Below are 17,150 nucleotides of genomic sequence, written 5' to 3'. Positions count from 1 at the left end.
CTGGGAGCAGGGCTTTTTTAAGGCAGGAGTTCCGGCAGGGATTCAGCGGCGGAACGCAACTGGTCCGCGGAGGGGCGGATGTATACGCTATGCACGGCGGTGGAATCATGCCCCACCAGTTCCATAGCCAGCCCCTGGGAAACGCCGGAAGCCTGCAACATGGTGGCGGCCGTCGCCCTGATGCTGTGGAATGACTTGCTGTTCATTCTCCGACGGCGGCCACCGGCAGCTCCGTGCACCACGCCGATGCCGTGCGTTCTCAATAACAACCCGAACTGGGCGGAAGCCCCATCCCCTAACGCAAGGAGCGGGGCATGAAGCAATGCGTCCGCTGGTTCCCCCTCTTCCTTCCAGCGGGCAAGCGCCCACTGGTAAAAGCCTTCTCTCATGGGTTGGTCCATCCAGCGCCCCGTCTTGCCTGTGTCAAAGCGCACGACGCGGCGCTCCCAGTCAAATTGACTCCAATTCAACCTCAAAATATCCCCCAGCCTCTGGCCGAAGGTCTCAAATGAGCAGCGTACCGCGGAACTCCACAGGGGAGGGAAATGCTCAATCATGTAGCGTATCTCGTCCAGGGTGAACGCTTCCTTGTGCAGTTTCTCGCCCGCGCGGTCCGGGGGAATGGAAACGCCGGTGCACGGGTTGCGGTCAATCACTTCGGAATCCACGGCGTCCGTGAATGCCTGGGAAAGGGCGGCCAAATCCTTGGCCACCGTCTTCTGGCGCACCTCTTCACGGCGGGCTGCCACGAAGCCCTTGATGTCCGCCTTGGTGATCAGGCGTAGCGGGGCATCAGCCCGACCGCCCAGATAAGCGTAGAAATGCTTGTAGGCCGTCCTGGCGTTGCGTGCCGTGTCTTCCGACACCAGCGCCGCCTTGCGCCTCACGTAGTCGTCGCACCAGGCACGCACGGATACATTATTGTGCGCCTGATATTCTTCCGCCTCCGCACAGGCAATCTGCACACCCCGCTGGTAGGCGAGCCGTTCCGCCAGCTTGGCTGTGATGCGGTCGCCCTCGAACTCTCCGCCATTCACAGGCACCTTGGTGGAGCGCCGCCGCATCTTGCCGTCCGGCCCTTGGAATGTTACCATCCAGTAAGGGGAAGATTTTTCCTTGTTGATGGACAGACGGCCGCTGTAGAAAGGCTTGCTCATACCTGTAATATTTCCTGTAAGGGTTTTGTAATATGGTTTACGTAAGTTTTCTTACGTGTACTTTATTCATAATCCCTAGCAATATCAAGGTTTGCGTAGGTTTTCTTACAGAAACTGTTGGAGCGGATGATGGGATTCGAACCCACGACATCAACCTTGGCAAGGTTGCGCTCTACCCCTGAGCTACATCCGCTTGGATGGGTCAGCGGACCGGAACCGACCGCTGGGGAGGTTTATACGCCCGTTGCGGGAAAAAGCAACCTTTATTTTGGCAATTTCCCCATACGCCATCCATCCTTTTTCTGCCGAACTGCATCAAAGTGTGGCTTATAAATGAAATTCTCTCGTCAGAATGAAAGACACATTCTATGCTGTGGCGGCATGAAAGAATTGCTCATTACCCTGATCACGCTGGCGGGCCTGTTCATCGGCGTGTATTATCACGATTCCCTGGCGGGAGGCGGACAGGCAGACCAGCAGAAGGCGGAAGCTCCCGCCTCTGAACAGTAGTCCCCGGCAATCATGAACACGGCTTTCCGGAAACCCTGTTTTTCCGCCATTCTCTGCGGAGCGGCCCTGCTGGCTCCGCAGGCACGGGCGCAGTCCGCCGACAGCGCCGGAATCCTTTCCACCACGCCGCAGTCCGTGGAGGACCTCCAGCGGATTGAACACCAGCTCCAGCAGGTGCTTCCCCGGGTGCTCCCCGCCCTGGTCTGCATTGAAGTGAACAACGGCAGCGGCACCGGCATTCTGGTTTCGGAAAAAGGCCTGATTTTTTCAGCGGCCCATGTCGTTGATAAACAAGGAACCGTGCTCAAGATCATCCTGCCGGACGGCACCCGCCTGCCGGGAAAAACCACGGCGCAGAACAGCGATTCGGACGCCGGAACGGCTGAAATCACGACCAAATTGAACAAGAACCTTCCCCGCGTGGAGAAGGCGGAGAAACTGCCCCGCGTGGGGGACTGGGTGTTCGCGCTGGGGCACGGAGGCGGCCTGGACCAGAAACGCGGCCCGATGGTGCGCCTGGGGAGGGTGGTTTCCCTCAAGCACGGCGTCATTCAGACGGATTGCAAGCTGATCCGCGGGGATTCCGGCGGCCCTCTTTTCAACCTGAACGGGGAATTGATCGGCATTCACAGCCGGGTGGGTTCCGGGCTTGAAGACAATCTCCACGTTCCCATGAAGGATTTCGACGCACTGATGGAATCTCCCGCAGGCGGAAAGGCCCCCCTGCCTCCGTCACCGGAACGGGACGGCTAGCTTTTTCCCTCCATGGTCATGAAACTCTCCTCCTGCGCCTGCCTGCTGCCCCTGGCCTGTTCCCTTCTTCCCTCCGCCCTGGCGGAAGGGTTTAACGGGAGCCTGGATTTTGAACAGCGCATCAACGGGAAAACCGTTCTGAAAACCATTGAGCCCATCCGGGAACGGCTCCAGGATTTGAGCGCGGTTTTCTTTTCCGGCCATGACGTCGTGATTTACGGCATTGTACTGAGTCCGGACGGCTACATCGCCACCAAGGCCTCGGAACTCCATTACCACCAGAACCTGGTGGTCCGGATAGGTTCCTCCAAGTACGGCCATTTCAAGGAGATTGGCACGGACCCGGCCACGGACATTGCCGTGGTGAAGGTGGACGCCGCCAGCCTGCCCGCCCCCGGCCCCGTCAGCAATGAGGCCGCCATGGGCATGATGGTGGTCAGCAACGGCTCCACCACCCGCACTTCCAGGCGCCCCCAGCTGGGCACCCTAAGCGCGGCGCGGCGGCCCATCCCGAACGGAGACACGGCCTACATGGGCGTGATTTTCGGCACCCCCTGCTCCATTCAGGAGGTCGTCAAGGACGGTCCCGCCGCCAAGGCGGGAGCCATGGCCGGAGACGAGATTCTGGAGGTGGACGGCACGCCCATCACCACGCTGGAAGCCGTTTCCCCCATCCTGTCCAAGAAGGAGATTGGGGAAAAAGTGACGCTGAAGGTCAGGCGCAAGGGCAAAAAGCTTTCCTACGCCATCACGCTGGGCTCCCGGCGGCAGGCCCTGGGGGAAGACGCTCCCGAGGATTCCAACGACCTGATCAGCGGGGGCTTCAGCAAACGCAGGGATGATTTTCCGATGGTCCTCCAGCATGACACCCCTTCCCGGCATACGCTGATGGGCGGCCCGCTGCTCAACCTGAAAGGGGAGCTCATCGGCATGAACATCGCCAGAGTGAACCGGGCGGAAAATTACGCCCTGCCCATCAGCGTGGTGCAGGAGAGCGTGCAGCGCATCCTGAAAAACGCGCCGCAGCCGGAAAGGAAGCCGCAGGGGGATTCCTGAACCGTCTTCCACTCCTTTCCGGCGCAGGGAACGGCCCGGCGTCCATTTTTCTTGTTTTTCCTCCCGCGCAACAACCGGCAACACCGGGCGGATTACATGCCCGGAACGTCCGCGGCGTCCGGCACCGTCTTGGGCTGCACGGTGGGGTCATAATGGACGGCTCCCGTCACGCGCACGCTGCCGTCCGGGAGAAAGACCATGGAGGGGGTGCCCATCACCTTTTTGTAGTATTGGAGCTTTTCCATGGTTCCGCGGTAGTTGATGCGGGAATACGCGCCCAGCATGGGCGTGGTGGGGAAGAAGACGTGCACGTTCGCCTTGCCGTCCACCATGCACTGCGGGCGGGTGGTGCCCAGCCAGTCCCCGATGCATACGGCATTGTAGGCCACGCCCGTATCCGGGTCCTTCGTCTGCACGTACAGTTTCTGGATTCCGCGCACGGCAATAGTGCAGATGGAGAAGGTGCACCGCTTGGCGCTGGAGGGAATGGCTACGGTCTGGGACCACATGGGCGTGCCCGTCCGGACGGCGAACAGGGATTTCTGGGAGGCGAACATGTCCTTCTGGTTGGGCATTTTCACGACGGCCTGCACATGGTAGTTCCCCTCACGTGACAGGTCATAGAAGTGCCGCAGGTCAATTTTACGGGAGACGCTCATGCCGGCCGGCACCTTGAGCGGAGGGAACATGGCGAATTTGGACTGGGGGAGTTCCGCGCCCGCGGTGGAGTGCTCCACATGGATGTCCAGCCAGGAGGAATATTCCTGGCTTTTCAGTTCCACGGGCACGCCGGAGTTGTTGGTGATGGTCAGCCTCATGTACATGGCCTCCCCGCTGAGGAAGGTTTTCTTTTCCGGAACTACTTTCACATAGATCTGGGCCAGGGCCCCGGACGCCCCCATCAGGGCCAGCAGCAGCATTGCAAGGATGTGTTTCATGGTATTGGTTTGTCGAGTATGTGTTTTTAAACAGGTCAGCGGACGTCCCGCACGATTCTGAAGCCCAGGTTGTCCCGGCTTTCACCGCGGGAGCGCAGGTATTCCACCCGGTTGGTGATGCCGGGCTGCCTCCAGTCCCCGCCGCAGGCCACCGGGCCCGGCGGCTCCTTCACGCGCGCGGGGTCCTTTTCCATGGAAGAGGTCCATTCCATCACGCCGGAAGCCATGCCGCAAATGCCCGTCTTTAAGTCGTAATCATTGCTGTATCTGTCAATCACCAGGGTCTTGTCTCCCTTTTCACCCGTTTCCAGCATGTTCCCCAGGGCCATCCATTCCCCGCGCGCGGGCAGGCGGTAACGCGGCTCTCCGGGGGCCACGGGCTTCCAGCTCGCGTATGCCCAGGCATCCCAGAAGGTGACGTTGACGACGGGGAGCGGGGCGTTATTTTCCTGCCCTTCCATTTGCCTCCTGAAGTGGAGGCCGCCTTCCACATGGCTTCCCAGTCCTCGGGGATATGGGTGGCGGTCTGCTTGTCCGGCTGGTCCGGATGGGAGTATTCCTCCCTCAGTTCCGGGGTAAGGCGCGCCCACTGGTCCAGAAACAGGCGGTAGGATTCCAGGGTAATTTCATGGGCCCCCACGATCAGTTCCCCGCCGCCGGGAAGGTTCACGCGGACTTCCGTATGGTCGCTGGCGCAGAAATCCGGATAGTGTTTCGGCGCCGGGGGCGGAGCAGGCGTGGAGGTTTCCTCCCGGGGGAATAAAAGAAAAACGGCAGCCGCGGCTATTCCTGCGCCCAGCAGGCCCGTTCCGGTCCAGAGCATCCATTTTCCGGAGTTTCTGCGGGGTTCCACGGGAACGGTATAGCGGTGCGTGGTGGCGCGAGGGGAAAGCCCCAGCTGTTCGCGGACCGCGGCAATCAGCTCCATGACCTGGTCCCACTGCATCGGCTTGCCGTTCTGGCCCTCCCGCATCCATTCCAGCAGGGTGCGCATGCGGGTGGTTCCGGGCACGTCCGGCGTCACCAGGGGCAGCAGGTCGGCCCCCAGGCGTTTCATCTGCGCACGGGATATTTCTTCATGAAAGTCGCCGGGCATGGCCGTATTCATCAGCCGCACGGCGGATTTGTCATCCAGGAAGATGTGGCGCGGCTCCATGACGTTGAAGGCGGTTTGCAGGCGTTCATACCTGCCGCACATGCCGCCGACCGTTTCAATCACTTTCAGCAGGTCCTTCATGGACAGGGTCTGCCCGCGGTCCAGCATGGACTGGAGGGAGGCCCCCCAGTTGCTCGCTGGTGACGAACCAGTACCCCTGGGCCTGGGATGCCTCATAGACGGTTCCCAGCACCGGCGCGCTGACGGCGGCGCGCGTGCGGGCCTTCATCAGAAAATCCTCCACGCCCACGCCTTCCGGGTTGTCCGGCTCCAGCAGCTCCAGGAACACGGAGCGGTCCATGCCCTGCTGGATGGCCTGGTAGAGCATCCCCCCCGCGTGCGGCCAATGAACGCCACCAGCGTATAGTCGCCGAAGTTGTGGGGGAGGTCGAACATGGACGATTCAGGCATCAGGGAGGCAGCAGGGAGTCATAGGAGTCGGAAACCGGAGACGCCTCCACCGGGGGAAGCAGGCCGCCGTCATAAATTTCAGGCATGCCGGAAGGGGAACTCTGGTTCATCTGTTCCAGCAAAAATAGCACAGGCGGGGAGGCATGGCAATCCATCGGTTCACCCTTGTAGTACAATTTGGCGGTGTAGCCGTAGTACTTGAGGCTTCCGTAAGCAATCGTCTCCTCCTCCGTCAGGGGGGGCATATAGTAGGTCACCTCCATGATTTCCTCTCCGTCCGCCCAGTCCGCAGGTTCCGTGACGCACCGCGAGGAGGGTTCCGGAGCGTGCGTTTTTTCCACCTTTTTGCCGTTGACCTTGTCAAAGAACTGGACGATGACGCGCAGGTCCTCCGGCCTGACGTTCAGGCCATCCTTCATCAGGATGGGTACGATCAGCTTGACGCGCTCCCCGGCGGGGCATTCCGGGTCCCGGTATTCCAGAATGGTGCCGAAGGACATATCGCCCCGCAGGTCCGCAGGGCTGGAAAAACCGGCCTGGAGGTGCTGGGCCGCGCGCGCAAAGTATTTCCCCGCCTTTTCCCGCTGGGTGTATACTTTCAGAAAAAATTCCCGGGATTTATCCGCATTCCTCAGCCATTCATAGGTGAGGCCGTAGTAATAAAGCACCACCGGGTTGTCCGGCTCCAGCCTCATGGCCTGCTCCAGCTTCACCACCGCTACTTTAAGGTCTCCGTCAATCTGGGCATACCGCGCCGCCTTGACCAGCTCCGCCACCTCCTCCGTCATGGGCGGCATGGCTTCCGCCGGGTTCTCAGCCGGCAGGGGTGACTGGCCGGAGACGCCTTCCCCTCCCGGGACTGGGGCTGCCACTGCCGCAGGGACCGGGTCGCCCGCCGGATCCGACAAATCGGCGGCCCGGAGCATTTCCTCCACGGAACGGGGTTTTTCAGAAGAACCCGCCGGAACGGCCGCAATGCCTGCCGTATCCGGTTCGTCCCCTTCTTCAACAGCCGCCGGCCCTTCCGGATTTTGCTGCACCGGAACGGGTACGGGCGTTTCCACCACTTTTTCCACCACCACGGTGCGGGCGGTCAGGCTGAAGGAGACGCCCACCATCAGCAGCAGGACGAACGCCAGCGCGCCCAGCGTCCAGCAGGCGATGCCGAACGCGCGGTCACGGGCGTTCTTTTCCGGTGGAAGGGATTCGCTCATACGGCATCCTCGTCATCCTTCCGGGCAGGCGTGCCGCCGGACTCCGGAGCTTCTTCATAGTCAACTACCTCACCCCGGTAAAGGGAAAGAAGGGCCTTCATGAAATCTTCCGCGTTATTGGGGGAATCCTCCTTCCGGAAGCCGCCGTAGGTCAGGCCGTCCAGCCTGATCCGGTCCCCTCCGCATTCCGGGTTCAGCGTCGCAATAGCCAGCCCCTTCATCTTCCATCTGCGCAAGTCCAGCCGGGCGATGTCATCCACGTGGAAGACCCTGCCGGCAGCCGTTACCTGCCCTTCCTTCAGGGCCATTTTCCTGCCGCGCGTCCTCACCAGGAAAAACAGCGCCACCAGGGCCAGCACCATGCAGATGCTTCCGGCCACCCATTGTTCAAAAATCTTGGAGGCGTCATACGGGTGGTCCACCGGCTTGATGGGGTAGCGTTTTTCTCCGGAATAGGATTGCCACGCGGCGCTCCAGCCCTTGCCGGGGGCGGACATCAGCCTGTAATCCGCCAGAACGTCAGGCCACGGCGTCGCGTCCCGGTCCACGCCGGACGGGACCTGGTACCCTTCCGGGAATTCAACCGTGCGCTCCAGAACGGTGCGCTCCCAGTCCTGCGGGGAGGCCCCGTTCCCGCTCACCTCACGGTCAAAGAGGGCTCCCGCGTCCACAAACGCCTTGTGCATGAAAAACTCCAGGTTCTTCTGGGGATACCCGGTGGAAGCATCGTAATAAAAATACACTCCGAACCCCAGGAACATGAGAGCCATGATAACCGCCCTGCCGGTAAACCACATGGTCGGCTTACATTCTACCGTGTCAGACTGCATGTTTCTTACATACCAGCAATTCCATGCCCTTGACCATAAAAAAAGTGCACGGCATCCACCTTTGCGGGAAAGCGGGGCGCCATGCCGCCCGGAGGACAGTCCGGACGCACGGCTCCGGAAGAAAAAAAGCCTCGGCATTCCCCGCCGGAAACATACTTGAAAAATCACTTTTTACCTTCTTCTTGGCTTGATTTATTTTGTGAAAGTTAAATAATAACACGCGCAGGGATTCCCCGGCACGGCCATACCGGCCGGGAATGCTGCAATCCCGCACACCGGCCGCATCATTTTTACCGCGTATGAAACCAAGCAATCCCCAATACCGCCGCATGGATGCCGATCCCGGCTACCATCCCCAGGAAGACGACCAGGTGGATGCCGACATGGAACAGGCCCAGCTCCGACTGGAACAACTGCGGAAGGAAAAGGAGGAGGTGGAAAGCTCCCGCCGCCGCCTGGAGGAAACCCACCTGCGCAAGGCCCGCTTCATGGACCAGCAGAACGAACTGGGCGACCGCATGGTCAACGCCGCGGACCTCATCGGCAGGGAGGTGGAAAGCCTTCGCCAGGAAAGCAATGAGCTGGAGCAGATTCACATGGCCCTGACGCGGAGCCTGAAAATGCTCAGCACCGTGCGCCCGGACGAATGGCCCATTGAAAACACGGACAACCTCATCAACCAGGGCCAGCAGGTCATCGACCGCTGCGAGGAGGAATTCGCGGACGCCGTCCAGCAGTGCGCCCGCATGCAGCACACCAAGGTGCTTACGGGCGTGCGCCGTTCCAGCAAGGTGCGCATCAGCTCCCGTGAATTCATGACCCAGTTCCTCCAGGGCCTTTCCTTCCACCTTCCCCTGCTCCTGATTGCCCTTATCATCCTCTTCTTCATCTGGATTTTCAGCCCCTCCGCATCATGATTAAAAGAAAGACCAAACGCCGTTCCTCCGAACTGGCAGAACTGGACCGCGCCTCACGGGAAATTGAGAACCGCATCCAGGAATTGGAAGCCTCTCTCAAACGTCCGGCCCAGCAAACGCGCATGCGCCTGGACCGCAATACCATGCCCCCGCCGGACCGCGTGCGGGAAGGCACCCAGAACCGCGCCCTGCGCGCCGTGGTGGCCCGCGACGGCCGCGCCACCAACATGAGGCGGGAGCTGCGTGAAAACTTCATGCTGCTGGGCCTGCTGGTCTGCGCCATCGCCGCCTCCTTCTGCTGGATCGTCCGCCTGCTGGAACAGCAATAGGCCTCACCCTCCCTTTCTCTTATATATTACGCACGTTCCCATCATGAGCACGCCCCAAATCGACGTAGCCTACATTGCCAAACTGGCGCGCATCGACCTGACGGAGGAAGAAGCCGCCCTCTTTTCCAAGGACCTGGACAAAGTCCTGGCCTACATCACCAAGCTGGAATCCTACGACGTCACGGGCATCGCCCCCATGAACCATCCCCTGCCCACGATGGACGTAATGCGCAAGGACGTTCCGGAACCCGGCCTTTCCCAGGAGGAAGCCCTTTCCAACGCCCCCCAGCAGTCCCAGGGGCAGTTCCGCACGCCCAAGGTGGTGGAATCCGCCTGACATCCTCCCGGTCCCTCCCTTTTCACGTTTCAACCGTTCTTATCCCTTTCTTTCCATGTCAAGCATTCAAGGCACCCTGGCCCAGTGGCGCGACCGCCTGCGCCGCAAGGAACTTTCCCCCGCCGAACTGGTCAACCTGACGGCGGACGCCATTGAGGCGGACCGGACCACCAACGCCTATATCTCCTTTGACCGCGAGGCCGCCCTCAAGGCCGCGGCCGCGGCCGATACGTCCAGCCCCCTGGCCGGCATCCCCATCGCCGTGAAGGACAACATCAACGTCCTGGGCCAGCCGACACGCTGCGCCTCCCGCCTTCTGGCTCCCTATGCTTCTCCCTATGACGCCACCTCCATCCGCCTGCTGAAGGCGGCGGGCGGCATTCCCCTGGGCCGCACGAACATGGATGAATTCGCCATGGGCGCCAGCGGTGAAAACTCCGCCTACGGCGTCACGCGCAACCCGAACGCTCCGGACCACATCCCCGGCGGTTCTTCCAGCGGCTCCGCCGCCGCCGTCGCGTCCGCCACAGCCATCGCCGCGCTCGGTTCGGATACGGGCGGCTCCATCCGGCAGCCCGCCGGGCACTGTGGCATCGTGGGCCTCAAGCCCACCTACGGGCGCGTTTCCCGCTACGGGCTGGTGGCCTTCGCCTCTTCCCTGGACCAGATCGGCCCCATGACCCGGACGGTGGAAGACGCCGCCATCCTGCTCCAGGCCATCTCTGGTCACGACCCGAAGGATTCCACGTCCGCAGACGAGCCCGTGCCGGACTTTGAGGACGCGCTGGGCCGTGACGTCAAGGGCCTGAAAGTGGGCATCCCCGCGGAATATTTCACCTCCGGCAACCATCCGGGCATTTCCGAGGCCGTGCAGAACACCGTGAAGCAACTGGAAAGCCTGGGCGCGGAACTGGTGGAAATCAGCCTTCCCCACGCGGACGCCGTGGTGGCCGCCTATTATATCATCGCCTGCGCGGAGGCCTCCTCCAACCTCTCCCGGTTTGACGGCGTGCGCTACGGCAAGCGGGCGGAAGACGCCGCCGGCCTGGTGGAACTTTTCTCACGCACCCGTGAAGAAGGCTTCGGACCTGAAGTCAAGCGCCGCATCATCCTGGGAACCTACGTCCTCAGCTCCGGCTACTATGACGCCTACTACTCCCGCGCGCAGAAGGTCCGCTCCCTGGTCGCCAGGGACTTCGCGGAAGCCTTTTCCAGGGCGGACATCATCGTAGGCCCCACCTCTCCCGCCCCCGCCCCCAAAATCGGGGACTCCGCGCTGGACCACCTCCAGACCTACCTGGCGGACATCTACACCATCCCCGCCAACCTGGCCGGGCTGCCCGCCATGTCCATCCCCTGCGGAACCGTGAAGGAAGGCGGCATGGAGCTCCCCGTGGGCTTCCAGATGACGGCCCCCCATTTCCGGGAAGACCTTCTCTTGAAAACCGGATTTGCCCTTGGGAAATAATCGGAATTTTTCAACGCAAGCGCCCGGCAGACTGTCTCACCCGCTATTAAGAATCATGGACACCCGAGAATTCAACGAAATTATCGCCGCGAACTCATCGTGGATTTCTGCTCTCAGAACGGAGGTAGGCAAGGTGGTCATCGGCCAGCAGGCGCTGGTGGACAGGTTGATCCTCAGCCTCCTCTGCAAGGGACACGTCCTGCTGGAAGGCGTGCCCGGCCTCGCCAAGACGCTCTCCGTAAAAGCCATGGCGGGCACGCTGCACGCGCAGTTCGCCCGCATCCAGTTCACGCCGGACCTTCTGCCGGCGGACTTGCTGGGCACCATGATCTATAATCCGGAGGAAAGGCAGTTCACTGCCAAGAAAGGCCCGATCTTCGCCAATCTCATCCTGGCGGACGAAATCAACCGCGCCCCGGCCAAGGTCCAGTCCGCCCTGCTGGAAGCCATGCAGGAACGTCAGGTAACCCTGGGGGAAACCACCTACCGCCTGCCGGACCCCTTCCTGGTGCTTGCCACGCAGAACCCCATTGACCAGGAAGGCACCTACCAGCTTCCGGAAGCCCAGCTTGACCGCTTCCTCTTCAAGGTTCTGGTCACCTACCCCACGCGCGAAGAAGAACTCCAGGTGCTGGACCTCATGGCCAGCTCCGCCAAGCCGCCGGAAACCTCCCCGGTCACCACGCCGGAACAGGTGGCGGCCTCCCGCGACCTGGTGAACCAGATTTACATTGACGACGCCGTGCGCGGCTACATCGTGGACCTGGTGCGCGCCACCCGCTTCCCGGAAACGGTGGACGTGAAACTGCGCGGCCTCATCCGCGCGGGCGCATCCCCGCGCGCCACCATCAACCTGGCCCTGGCGGCCCGCGCCAACGCCTTCATGCACCACCGCTCCTTCGTCACCCCGCAGGACATCAAGGACCTGGCCCATGACATCCTGCGCCACCGCATCCTTCTCTCCTATGAGGCGGAAGCGGAAAACATCTCCACGGACGACGTCATCGACCACATCCTGACGAAGGTTCCCGTGCCGTGACGGCAGGAGGCGGCTCCCCCGTCCGCCCTTATCCTTCAGCCCCCGCGGGGCGCCTCACCGGAACCTGATTGAATTCAAACAGGGAGGATCACTTCATGGATAAAGCCTCAGACATTCTCAAGCGCGTGCGCCGCATTGAACTGCGCGCCAGGCATCTGGCCACGGAAAACTTCGCCGGGCAATACCAGTCCGGCTTCCGCGGCCAGGGGCTGGACTTTGACGACTTCCGGGAATACACGCCGGGAGACGATCCCCGCTTCATTGACTGGAAGGTGACGGCCAGGATGAACTCCCCCTTCGTGCGTCGCTTCCGGGAGGAACGGGAGCAGGCCGTCATTCTGGCGGTGGACGTCAGCGGCTCCATGCACTACGCCTCCTCCGCGGCCCGGGCTTCCAAGCTGGACTATGCGGCGGAAGTGGCCGCGGTGCTCGCCTTCAGCGCGGCCCAGAGCGGGGACAAGTGCGGCCTTCTCATTTACGGGAACAGCCACTCCCATTACATTCCCCCGGCCAAGGGCATCAAGCAGACCCTGCGCATCGTCCGTGAAATCGTAGCCAGTAAAAACGACGGGGCGGATCAAAGCATCGCGGAGGTAGCCCGGCAGCTCGTCCTTTCCCAGAAAAAGGCAGCCATGGTCATCATGCTCAGCGACTTCTGGAGCGAGCACAACAAGGCCGCCCTGGGACAGCTCAACTTCAAGCACGACTTCATCCCCATCCGCATCGCGGACCCGATGGAGCTGCACCTTCCGGACGCCGGGCGCGTCATCCTGAAAGACCCGGAAACCGGCAAAAGCATGTTCCTGAACCTCGCCCGCCAGGACGTCCGGGAAGCCCACGCCAACGTCGTGCACCTGCACCGTGAAAAATGGACGCAGGACTTCCGCCGCCTGGGCATCGATTTCCTGGACCTCCAGACCACGGACAACTTCATGCCGCCCCTCCAGGCCCTCTTCACCAGGAGGTCCCGCAAATTCTCACGCTAAACCCTTCTCCGCCAGCCATGCCAGCACCCGCCACCTTCCAGACTCCCCCCACGGCCATTCCGGAACCGCCGGCCTTCCCCACGCTGATGGAAACGCAGTCCCCGGACGCCTACCTTCAAGCGGGCTTCTGGGATACGTGGGGCATCTCGATCATGCTCGCCTCCATCCTGCTGGCCGTCGCCATAGCCGTCATCGTGCTCATCCGCAGGAAAGGGCGCACCCCCGCCGCGCCGCTCAGCCCGGCGGAAACCGCTATCCGGGACATCACGATGCTCCGGGAAACCCACCCCTCCCTCAGGCAGGCCGCCGTGGAATTCTCCCTGCTCCTCCGGAAATACCTGGTGGGGGAAACCAAAGACCCGGCGCTGTATGAAACCCAGCAGGAATTCAACCGCCGGGCGGACGCGCTCACCGCGCTCCCCTCGGAACTCCAGGGTCCCACGCGCGACCTGCTGGACCGCATGGCCTCCCTGAAATATGAGCCGGACACTCCGGAAAACGACTCCCTGGTCAACGAACTGGCGGACGACACGGTCCAACTCATCAACGACATAGAAGCGGACGCACACCGCACGAAGGAGGAAACGGACCTCGTCGTCAAAAAACCTTCCCCACGCCCCAACCAACGCTAGCACACCATGACGGAACACTTCCAATTCGCACAACCTGAATGGCTCTATGTCCTTCCCTTCATCTTGTGCCTCATTATCCTCCGCCGCAGGCGGGGGGCGGAAGGCTCCATCACCTACCCGACCGTTCGCTTCATCTCCTCCCTGGCGCGCAATCCCCAATCCCTGGCCGGAAAAATAGGGGCCATTTGCTTCGTGCTGGCGGCGGCGGCCCTCGCCATCGCGCTGGCGCGCCCCCAAAAAGTGGAGGATAAAACCTTCCGCACCGTCAACGGCATTGACATCATGATCGCCTTTGACCTCTCCTACTCCATGGAGACGCCGGACATGGTCCTCAACCGCATGCCCATCAACCGCCTGGTGGCCGCCAAGCATGTCATCACCCAATTCGTCGACAGCCGTCCGGACGACCGCATCGGCATCGTGGGCTTTGCCGGGAAAACCAAATCCTTCTGTCCGCTCACGCTGGACCACGCCCTGGTCAACGGCATCATCCGGGACTTCCATCCTCGCATGATCCAGGCGGACGGCACGGCCATCGGCTCCGCCATTGCGGCGGCGGCCACCCGGCTGGATGACCGCAAGGACACCAAATCCAAAATCATCATCCTGGTGACGGACGGCGCCTCCAACTCCGGCCAGATATCCCCGCTGGTGGCGGCGGAAAACGCGGCCAAGCTGGGCATCAAGATTTATACCATCGCCGTGGGCACGGAAGAAGGCACCCTGGCGAACGGAATGGTGGTGCAAAGCGAATTTGACGAACCCACCCTGCGGAAAATAGCCCAGCTCACGGGCGGGGAGCACTTCCGGGCCACGAACATGGCCTCCTTCAACAAGGCGTTCGCCTCCATCGGCAAGCTGGAAAAAAGCGAGGCCAAGGTGCAGACCGTCCGCCACATTGAAGAATACTTCATGTACTTCCTCGTAACGGGCGCCGCGCTGACGCTTCTGGGCCTCTCCCTGCAAGTGCTCAAACCGGCCCCCGCCCCGTAACACCATCCCTTTCCCGCCATGACCTTCCTTTATCCCAACGTTCTGTACGCGCTCATCCTCCCGGCCCTGCTCGCGGCGGCGGCCTGGTGGCTGTGGCGCCGCCGTTCCAGAAAATGGGAAGTGCTCGTCTCCCCGGAATACCGGCAGGAGCTGGTTCACGCTCCGGCCACCTGGCACCGGGTGCTCCCCGTCATCTTTGCCGTGCTGGCTTCCATCTTCGCCATCCTCTCCATCGCGCGTCCGGTGGACGGCTACACGGAGGTAAAGGAGATTCCCAAATCGCGCAATATCCTCATCGCCATTGACTGCTCCCGCTCCATGCTCAGCAAGGACGCCTCCCCCACCCGCCTGGGAAGGGCTAAAACCGCCGCCTACGACCTGCTGGACGCCCTGCCGGGGGACAACTTCGGCATCATCATCTTCTCCGGGGACGCCGTCCTGCTCATGCCCCTTACCCATGACCACAACGCGCTGAAGGAAACCATCGAACAGCTTCAATTCGGCTGGGTCTCCCAGGGAGGCACCAATCTGGAAAACGTCGTCCGGCTGGCCCTCCAGACCTTCAAGCGGGACAAGGAGGCGGACGCCAAAAACGCCCTGGTCATCCTCAGCGACGGGGAAGACACCGTCAACATCACTTACAAGACGGCGGAAGCCGCCAGGCAGCACCAGCTCATCATCGTAACGGCGGGCATCGGCACCACCATCGGCACCACCATTCCGGATGAGCAATCCCCCTCCGGCCTGTACCGGGACCGCCGCGGCCAGCATGTCGTCTCCAAGCTCAATCCGGAAAGCCTGCAATACCTGGCCCGGCAGACGGACGGCCAGTATGTGCAGCTCTCCGACGGAGCGGCGCTGAACCGCTTCGTCAGGGACATCGCGGACCGCCTGGACATCACGGAAGGCCGGGAGGAAGTGCGCCGCGTGCCGAACGACCGCTACGTCATCTTTGCCGTTCCGGCCCTCATCTGCCTGCTCCTCACTCTTCTGGCGGGTACCCGCTGGCGCTCCTTCCGCCGTTCCGGACGCCGCGGCATGACCGCCCTGGCCGCCGCAACCCTGCTCTGCGCCGGACTGCTGGGCACGGAAGCGCGCGCGGACACGAGCGCCCTGGACAACGTCACGGACCTGATCCGGACGGGAAAGACAGAGGAAGCCGTCAAGGCCATTGATGAAATGCTCGCCGTTCCGGACCTGGCGGAAGAAACGCGCCAGGCCCTGGAATTCGCCAAAGGCTGCCTGGAACAAAAAGCGGACAACCCCAAGGAAGCCGCGGAAGCATTCTCCCAGGCGCTCCTTTCTCCCAAAGCCTCCCTCCAGGCGGATTCCCACTTCAACCTTGGCAACCTGGAAGCCGCCCAGGCCCGTAAAACCATGATCTTCTCCCGGCCGGAAGGGGAACAACCGCAGGCGCAGCCCTCTTCCATTGATGACCAGATCAAGGAAATTGACGCCCGCCTGGCAAAAATACCCGTGGCGAAAGAACACGTCAAGGAAGCCGTCAAGCGCTTTGACGACGCTCTCTCCGCCTACGGCTCCCATGAAGGAGCGGCCGCCAACAAGGAGGAAATGCTCCGTTACGACAAATCTCTGGACGAATACCGCAAGCAGTTGGAGGAATTAAAGAAGAAATTGGAAGAGGAAAAGAAAAAACAACAAGAGCAGCAGAACAAGGACCAGAACAAGGACCAGAACAAGGACCAGAACAAGGACCAGAACAAGGACCAGAACAAGGACCAGAACAAGGACCAGAACAAGGACCAGAACAAGGACCAGAACAAGGACCAGAACAAGGACCAGAACAAGGACCAGAACAAGGACCAGAACAAGGACCAGAACAAGGACCAGAACAAGGACCAGAACAAGGACCAGAACAAGGACCAGAACAAGGACCAGAACAAGGACCAGAACAAGGACCAGAACAAGGACCAGAACAAGGACCAGAACAAGGACCAGAACAAGGACCAGAACAAGGACCAGAACAAGGACCAGAACAAGGACCAGAACAAGGACCAAGACAAGGACCAAGACAAGGACCAAGACAAGGACCAAGACAAGGACCAGAACAAGGACCAAGACAAGGATAACGCCGCGGGCAAGGAAAACAAGAGGGACGAAAATGAAATGAAAAACGCCCAGCTCCCCTCCTCCCCGGAAAAAGACAAGCTGCCTGAAACGCCCGGCATGGAAAAACCGCAGCCCAAGCCGCAGCCGGAAGAGGACAAGCCCGTACCGGTAGCCACGCAAAAGGAAAGCAAGGAGGAAAAGGAACGCCGGGAGGCAAGAGCCATCCTGATGGAACGCAGGGACATTGAACCCGGCTGCCCCGTTCCCCAGCGTTCGCCGGAAATTCCTCCGGACAAGGATTATTAACCCGTTCCGCCCGCATCCACGATGCCAACCCTTCAAACATATCCCGCA

General features: G+C 61.4%; 18 protein-coding genes, 1 tRNA gene and 1 pseudogene. 12 read left to right on the top strand and 8 right to left on the bottom strand.

Annotated features, from left to right (window positions below; all coding sequences use genetic code 11):
• Positions 1–17 precede the first annotated feature (17 nt).
• Both PVA48_RS13085 and PVA48_RS13080 read right to left on the bottom strand, forming a co-directional pair.
• A complete protein-coding gene (locus PVA48_RS13085; protein ID WP_102733282.1) occupies positions 18–1,157 on the bottom strand; it encodes a tyrosine-type recombinase/integrase in 1,140 nt (379 codons plus the stop codon).
• A 118-nt stretch (positions 1,158–1,275) separates the two neighbouring features.
• Positions 1,276–1,350, bottom strand: a tRNA-Gly gene (locus PVA48_RS13080).
• A gap of 188 nt (positions 1,351–1,538) precedes the next feature.
• Here PVA48_RS13080 and PVA48_RS13075 point away from each other — a divergent pair.
• From PVA48_RS13075 to PVA48_RS13065, 3 genes are read left to right on the top strand one after another with little or no spacing between them, the layout of a single operon-like run.
• A complete protein-coding gene (locus PVA48_RS13075) occupies positions 1,539–1,667 on the top strand; it encodes a hypothetical protein (RefSeq protein WP_257228587.1) in 129 nt (42 codons plus the stop codon).
• A gap of 12 nt (positions 1,668–1,679) precedes the next feature.
• Entirely contained in the window at positions 1,680–2,420 is a 741-nt protein-coding gene (locus tag PVA48_RS13070) for a S1C family serine protease (protein ID WP_022397151.1), read from the top strand.
• Positions 2,421–2,432: 12 nt separating this feature from the next.
• Complete coding sequence (locus tag PVA48_RS13065) at positions 2,433–3,476, top strand: S1C family serine protease (RefSeq protein ID WP_022397152.1); 1,044 nt, start codon at positions 2,433–2,435, stop codon at positions 3,474–3,476.
• A gap of 92 nt (positions 3,477–3,568) precedes the next feature.
• Here the strand turns inward: PVA48_RS13065 and PVA48_RS13060 are convergent, their stop codons facing one another.
• The 6 genes and pseudogenes from PVA48_RS13060 to PVA48_RS13035 all read right to left on the bottom strand — a co-directional run bounded on the left by PVA48_RS13060 (position 3,569) and on the right by PVA48_RS13035 (position 7,965).
• Positions 3,569–4,414: a hypothetical protein gene (locus PVA48_RS13060; protein ID WP_022397153.1), complete on the bottom strand. Its 846-nt coding sequence runs from the start codon at positions 4,412–4,414 to the stop codon at positions 3,569–3,571.
• A gap of 35 nt (positions 4,415–4,449) precedes the next feature.
• Positions 4,450–4,728, bottom strand: coding sequence for a hypothetical protein (locus PVA48_RS13055; protein ID WP_423232547.1), 279 nt, complete (start codon positions 4,726–4,728; stop codon positions 4,450–4,452).
• Between the two features lie 66 nt (positions 4,729–4,794).
• Positions 4,795–4,875 (bottom strand): annotated as a pseudogene (locus PVA48_RS13050) (hypothetical protein); the annotation flags it as partial.
• A gap of 750 nt (positions 4,876–5,625) precedes the next feature.
• Entirely contained in the window at positions 5,626–5,898 is a 273-nt protein-coding gene (locus PVA48_RS13045; protein ID WP_423231866.1) for a hypothetical protein, read from the bottom strand.
• An 82-nt stretch (positions 5,899–5,980) separates the two neighbouring features.
• Positions 5,981–7,195 carry a tetratricopeptide repeat protein gene (locus tag PVA48_RS13040; protein ID WP_102728127.1) on the bottom strand — a complete coding sequence of 405 codons (1,215 nt, stop codon included), beginning with the start codon at positions 7,193–7,195 and terminating at the stop codon, positions 5,981–5,983.
• Entirely contained in the window at positions 7,192–7,965 is a 774-nt protein-coding gene (locus PVA48_RS13035) for a hypothetical protein (protein WP_215451157.1), read from the bottom strand. The genes PVA48_RS13040 and PVA48_RS13035 overlap by 4 nt, the downstream gene beginning before the upstream one ends.
• A gap of 359 nt (positions 7,966–8,324) precedes the next feature.
• Here PVA48_RS13035 and PVA48_RS13030 point away from each other — a divergent pair, with 359 nt between their 5' ends.
• From PVA48_RS13030 to PVA48_RS12990, 9 genes are all read left to right on the top strand, one after another.
• Positions 8,325–8,942 (top strand): hypothetical protein, encoded by a 618-nt coding sequence (locus PVA48_RS13030; protein WP_102733284.1) that lies wholly within the window; start codon positions 8,325–8,327, stop codon positions 8,940–8,942.
• Entirely contained in the window at positions 8,939–9,271 is a 333-nt protein-coding gene (locus PVA48_RS13025) for a hypothetical protein (RefSeq protein WP_022397158.1), read from the top strand. Before PVA48_RS13030 ends, PVA48_RS13025 begins: the two co-directional genes overlap by 4 nt.
• A 43-nt stretch (positions 9,272–9,314) precedes the next feature.
• On the top strand, positions 9,315–9,608 hold the full coding sequence (gene gatC / locus PVA48_RS13020; protein ID WP_022397159.1) for an Asp-tRNA(Asn)/Glu-tRNA(Gln) amidotransferase subunit GatC: 294 nt from the start codon (positions 9,315–9,317) through the stop codon (positions 9,606–9,608).
• A gap of 55 nt (positions 9,609–9,663) precedes the next feature.
• Complete coding sequence (gene gatA / locus PVA48_RS13015; RefSeq protein ID WP_102728124.1) at positions 9,664–11,076, top strand: Asp-tRNA(Asn)/Glu-tRNA(Gln) amidotransferase subunit GatA; 1,413 nt, start codon at positions 9,664–9,666, stop codon at positions 11,074–11,076.
• Between the two features lie 55 nt (positions 11,077–11,131).
• Positions 11,132–12,115, top strand: coding sequence for an AAA family ATPase (locus PVA48_RS13010; protein WP_012420813.1), 984 nt, complete (start codon positions 11,132–11,134; stop codon positions 12,113–12,115).
• A 95-nt stretch (positions 12,116–12,210) separates the two neighbouring features.
• Positions 12,211–13,101 carry a DUF58 domain-containing protein gene (locus tag PVA48_RS13005; RefSeq protein WP_022397161.1) on the top strand — a complete coding sequence of 297 codons (891 nt, stop codon included), beginning with the start codon at positions 12,211–12,213 and terminating at the stop codon, positions 13,099–13,101.
• 17 nt (positions 13,102–13,118) lie between these two features.
• Positions 13,119–13,733 (top strand): hypothetical protein, encoded by a 615-nt coding sequence (locus PVA48_RS13000; protein ID WP_423231865.1) that lies wholly within the window; start codon positions 13,119–13,121, stop codon positions 13,731–13,733.
• 6 nt (positions 13,734–13,739) lie between these two features.
• The gene (locus tag PVA48_RS12995; RefSeq protein WP_022397163.1) at positions 13,740–14,726 is read left to right on the top strand and encodes a VWA domain-containing protein; all 987 of its coding nucleotides are present in this window, start codon (positions 13,740–13,742) and stop codon (positions 14,724–14,726) included.
• Positions 14,727–14,744: 18 nt separating this feature from the next.
• Positions 14,745–17,102 (top strand): vWA domain-containing protein, encoded by a 2,358-nt coding sequence (locus tag PVA48_RS12990; RefSeq protein ID WP_423231864.1) that lies wholly within the window; start codon positions 14,745–14,747, stop codon positions 17,100–17,102.
• The last annotated feature ends 48 nt before the right edge of the window (positions 17,103–17,150 follow it).

It is taken from the genome of Akkermansia sp. JRP_AM1 (assembly GCF_049262625.1).
In the GTDB taxonomy this organism is placed as follows: Bacteria; Verrucomicrobiota; Verrucomicrobiia; order Verrucomicrobiales; family Akkermansiaceae; genus Akkermansia; species Akkermansia massiliensis.
This window is presented reverse-complemented; position numbering and strand designations above follow the sequence as displayed.

Bases quoted from the DNA above. Each gene is read 5' to 3' on its own strand.
- PVA48_RS13085 (WP_102733282.1), bottom strand. From the start codon at position 1,157: ATGAGCAAGCCTTTCTACAGCGGCCGTCTGTCCATCAACAAGGAAAAA.
- PVA48_RS13075 (WP_257228587.1), top strand. From the start codon at position 1,539: ATGAAAGAATTGCTCATTACCCTGATCACGCTGGCGGGCCTGTTCATC.
- PVA48_RS13070 (WP_022397151.1), top strand. From the start codon at position 1,680: ATGAACACGGCTTTCCGGAAACCCTGTTTTTCCGCCATTCTCTGCGGA.
- PVA48_RS13065 (WP_022397152.1), top strand. From the start codon at position 2,433: ATGGTCATGAAACTCTCCTCCTGCGCCTGCCTGCTGCCCCTGGCCTGT.
- PVA48_RS13060 (WP_022397153.1), bottom strand. From the start codon at position 4,414: ATGAAACACATCCTTGCAATGCTGCTGCTGGCCCTGATGGGGGCGTCC.
- PVA48_RS13055 (WP_423232547.1), bottom strand. From the start codon at position 4,728: ATGCTGGAAACGGGTGAAAAGGGAGACAAGACCCTGGTGATTGACAGA.
- PVA48_RS13045 (WP_423231866.1), bottom strand. From the start codon at position 5,898: ATGCTCTACCAGGCCATCCAGCAGGGCATGGACCGCTCCGTGTTCCTG.
- PVA48_RS13040 (WP_102728127.1), bottom strand. From the start codon at position 7,195: ATGAGCGAATCCCTTCCACCGGAAAAGAACGCCCGTGACCGCGCGTTC.
- PVA48_RS13035 (WP_215451157.1), bottom strand. From the start codon at position 7,965: ATGGCTCTCATGTTCCTGGGGTTCGGAGTGTATTTTTATTACGATGCT.
- PVA48_RS13030 (WP_102733284.1), top strand. From the start codon at position 8,325: ATGAAACCAAGCAATCCCCAATACCGCCGCATGGATGCCGATCCCGGC.
- PVA48_RS13025 (WP_022397158.1), top strand. From the start codon at position 8,939: ATGATTAAAAGAAAGACCAAACGCCGTTCCTCCGAACTGGCAGAACTG.
- gatC (WP_022397159.1), top strand. From the start codon at position 9,315: ATGAGCACGCCCCAAATCGACGTAGCCTACATTGCCAAACTGGCGCGC.
- gatA (WP_102728124.1), top strand. From the start codon at position 9,664: ATGTCAAGCATTCAAGGCACCCTGGCCCAGTGGCGCGACCGCCTGCGC.
- PVA48_RS13010 (WP_012420813.1), top strand. From the start codon at position 11,132: ATGGACACCCGAGAATTCAACGAAATTATCGCCGCGAACTCATCGTGG.
- PVA48_RS13005 (WP_022397161.1), top strand. From the start codon at position 12,211: ATGGATAAAGCCTCAGACATTCTCAAGCGCGTGCGCCGCATTGAACTG.
- PVA48_RS13000 (WP_423231865.1), top strand. From the start codon at position 13,119: ATGCCAGCACCCGCCACCTTCCAGACTCCCCCCACGGCCATTCCGGAA.
- PVA48_RS12995 (WP_022397163.1), top strand. From the start codon at position 13,740: ATGACGGAACACTTCCAATTCGCACAACCTGAATGGCTCTATGTCCTT.
- PVA48_RS12990 (WP_423231864.1), top strand. From the start codon at position 14,745: ATGACCTTCCTTTATCCCAACGTTCTGTACGCGCTCATCCTCCCGGCC.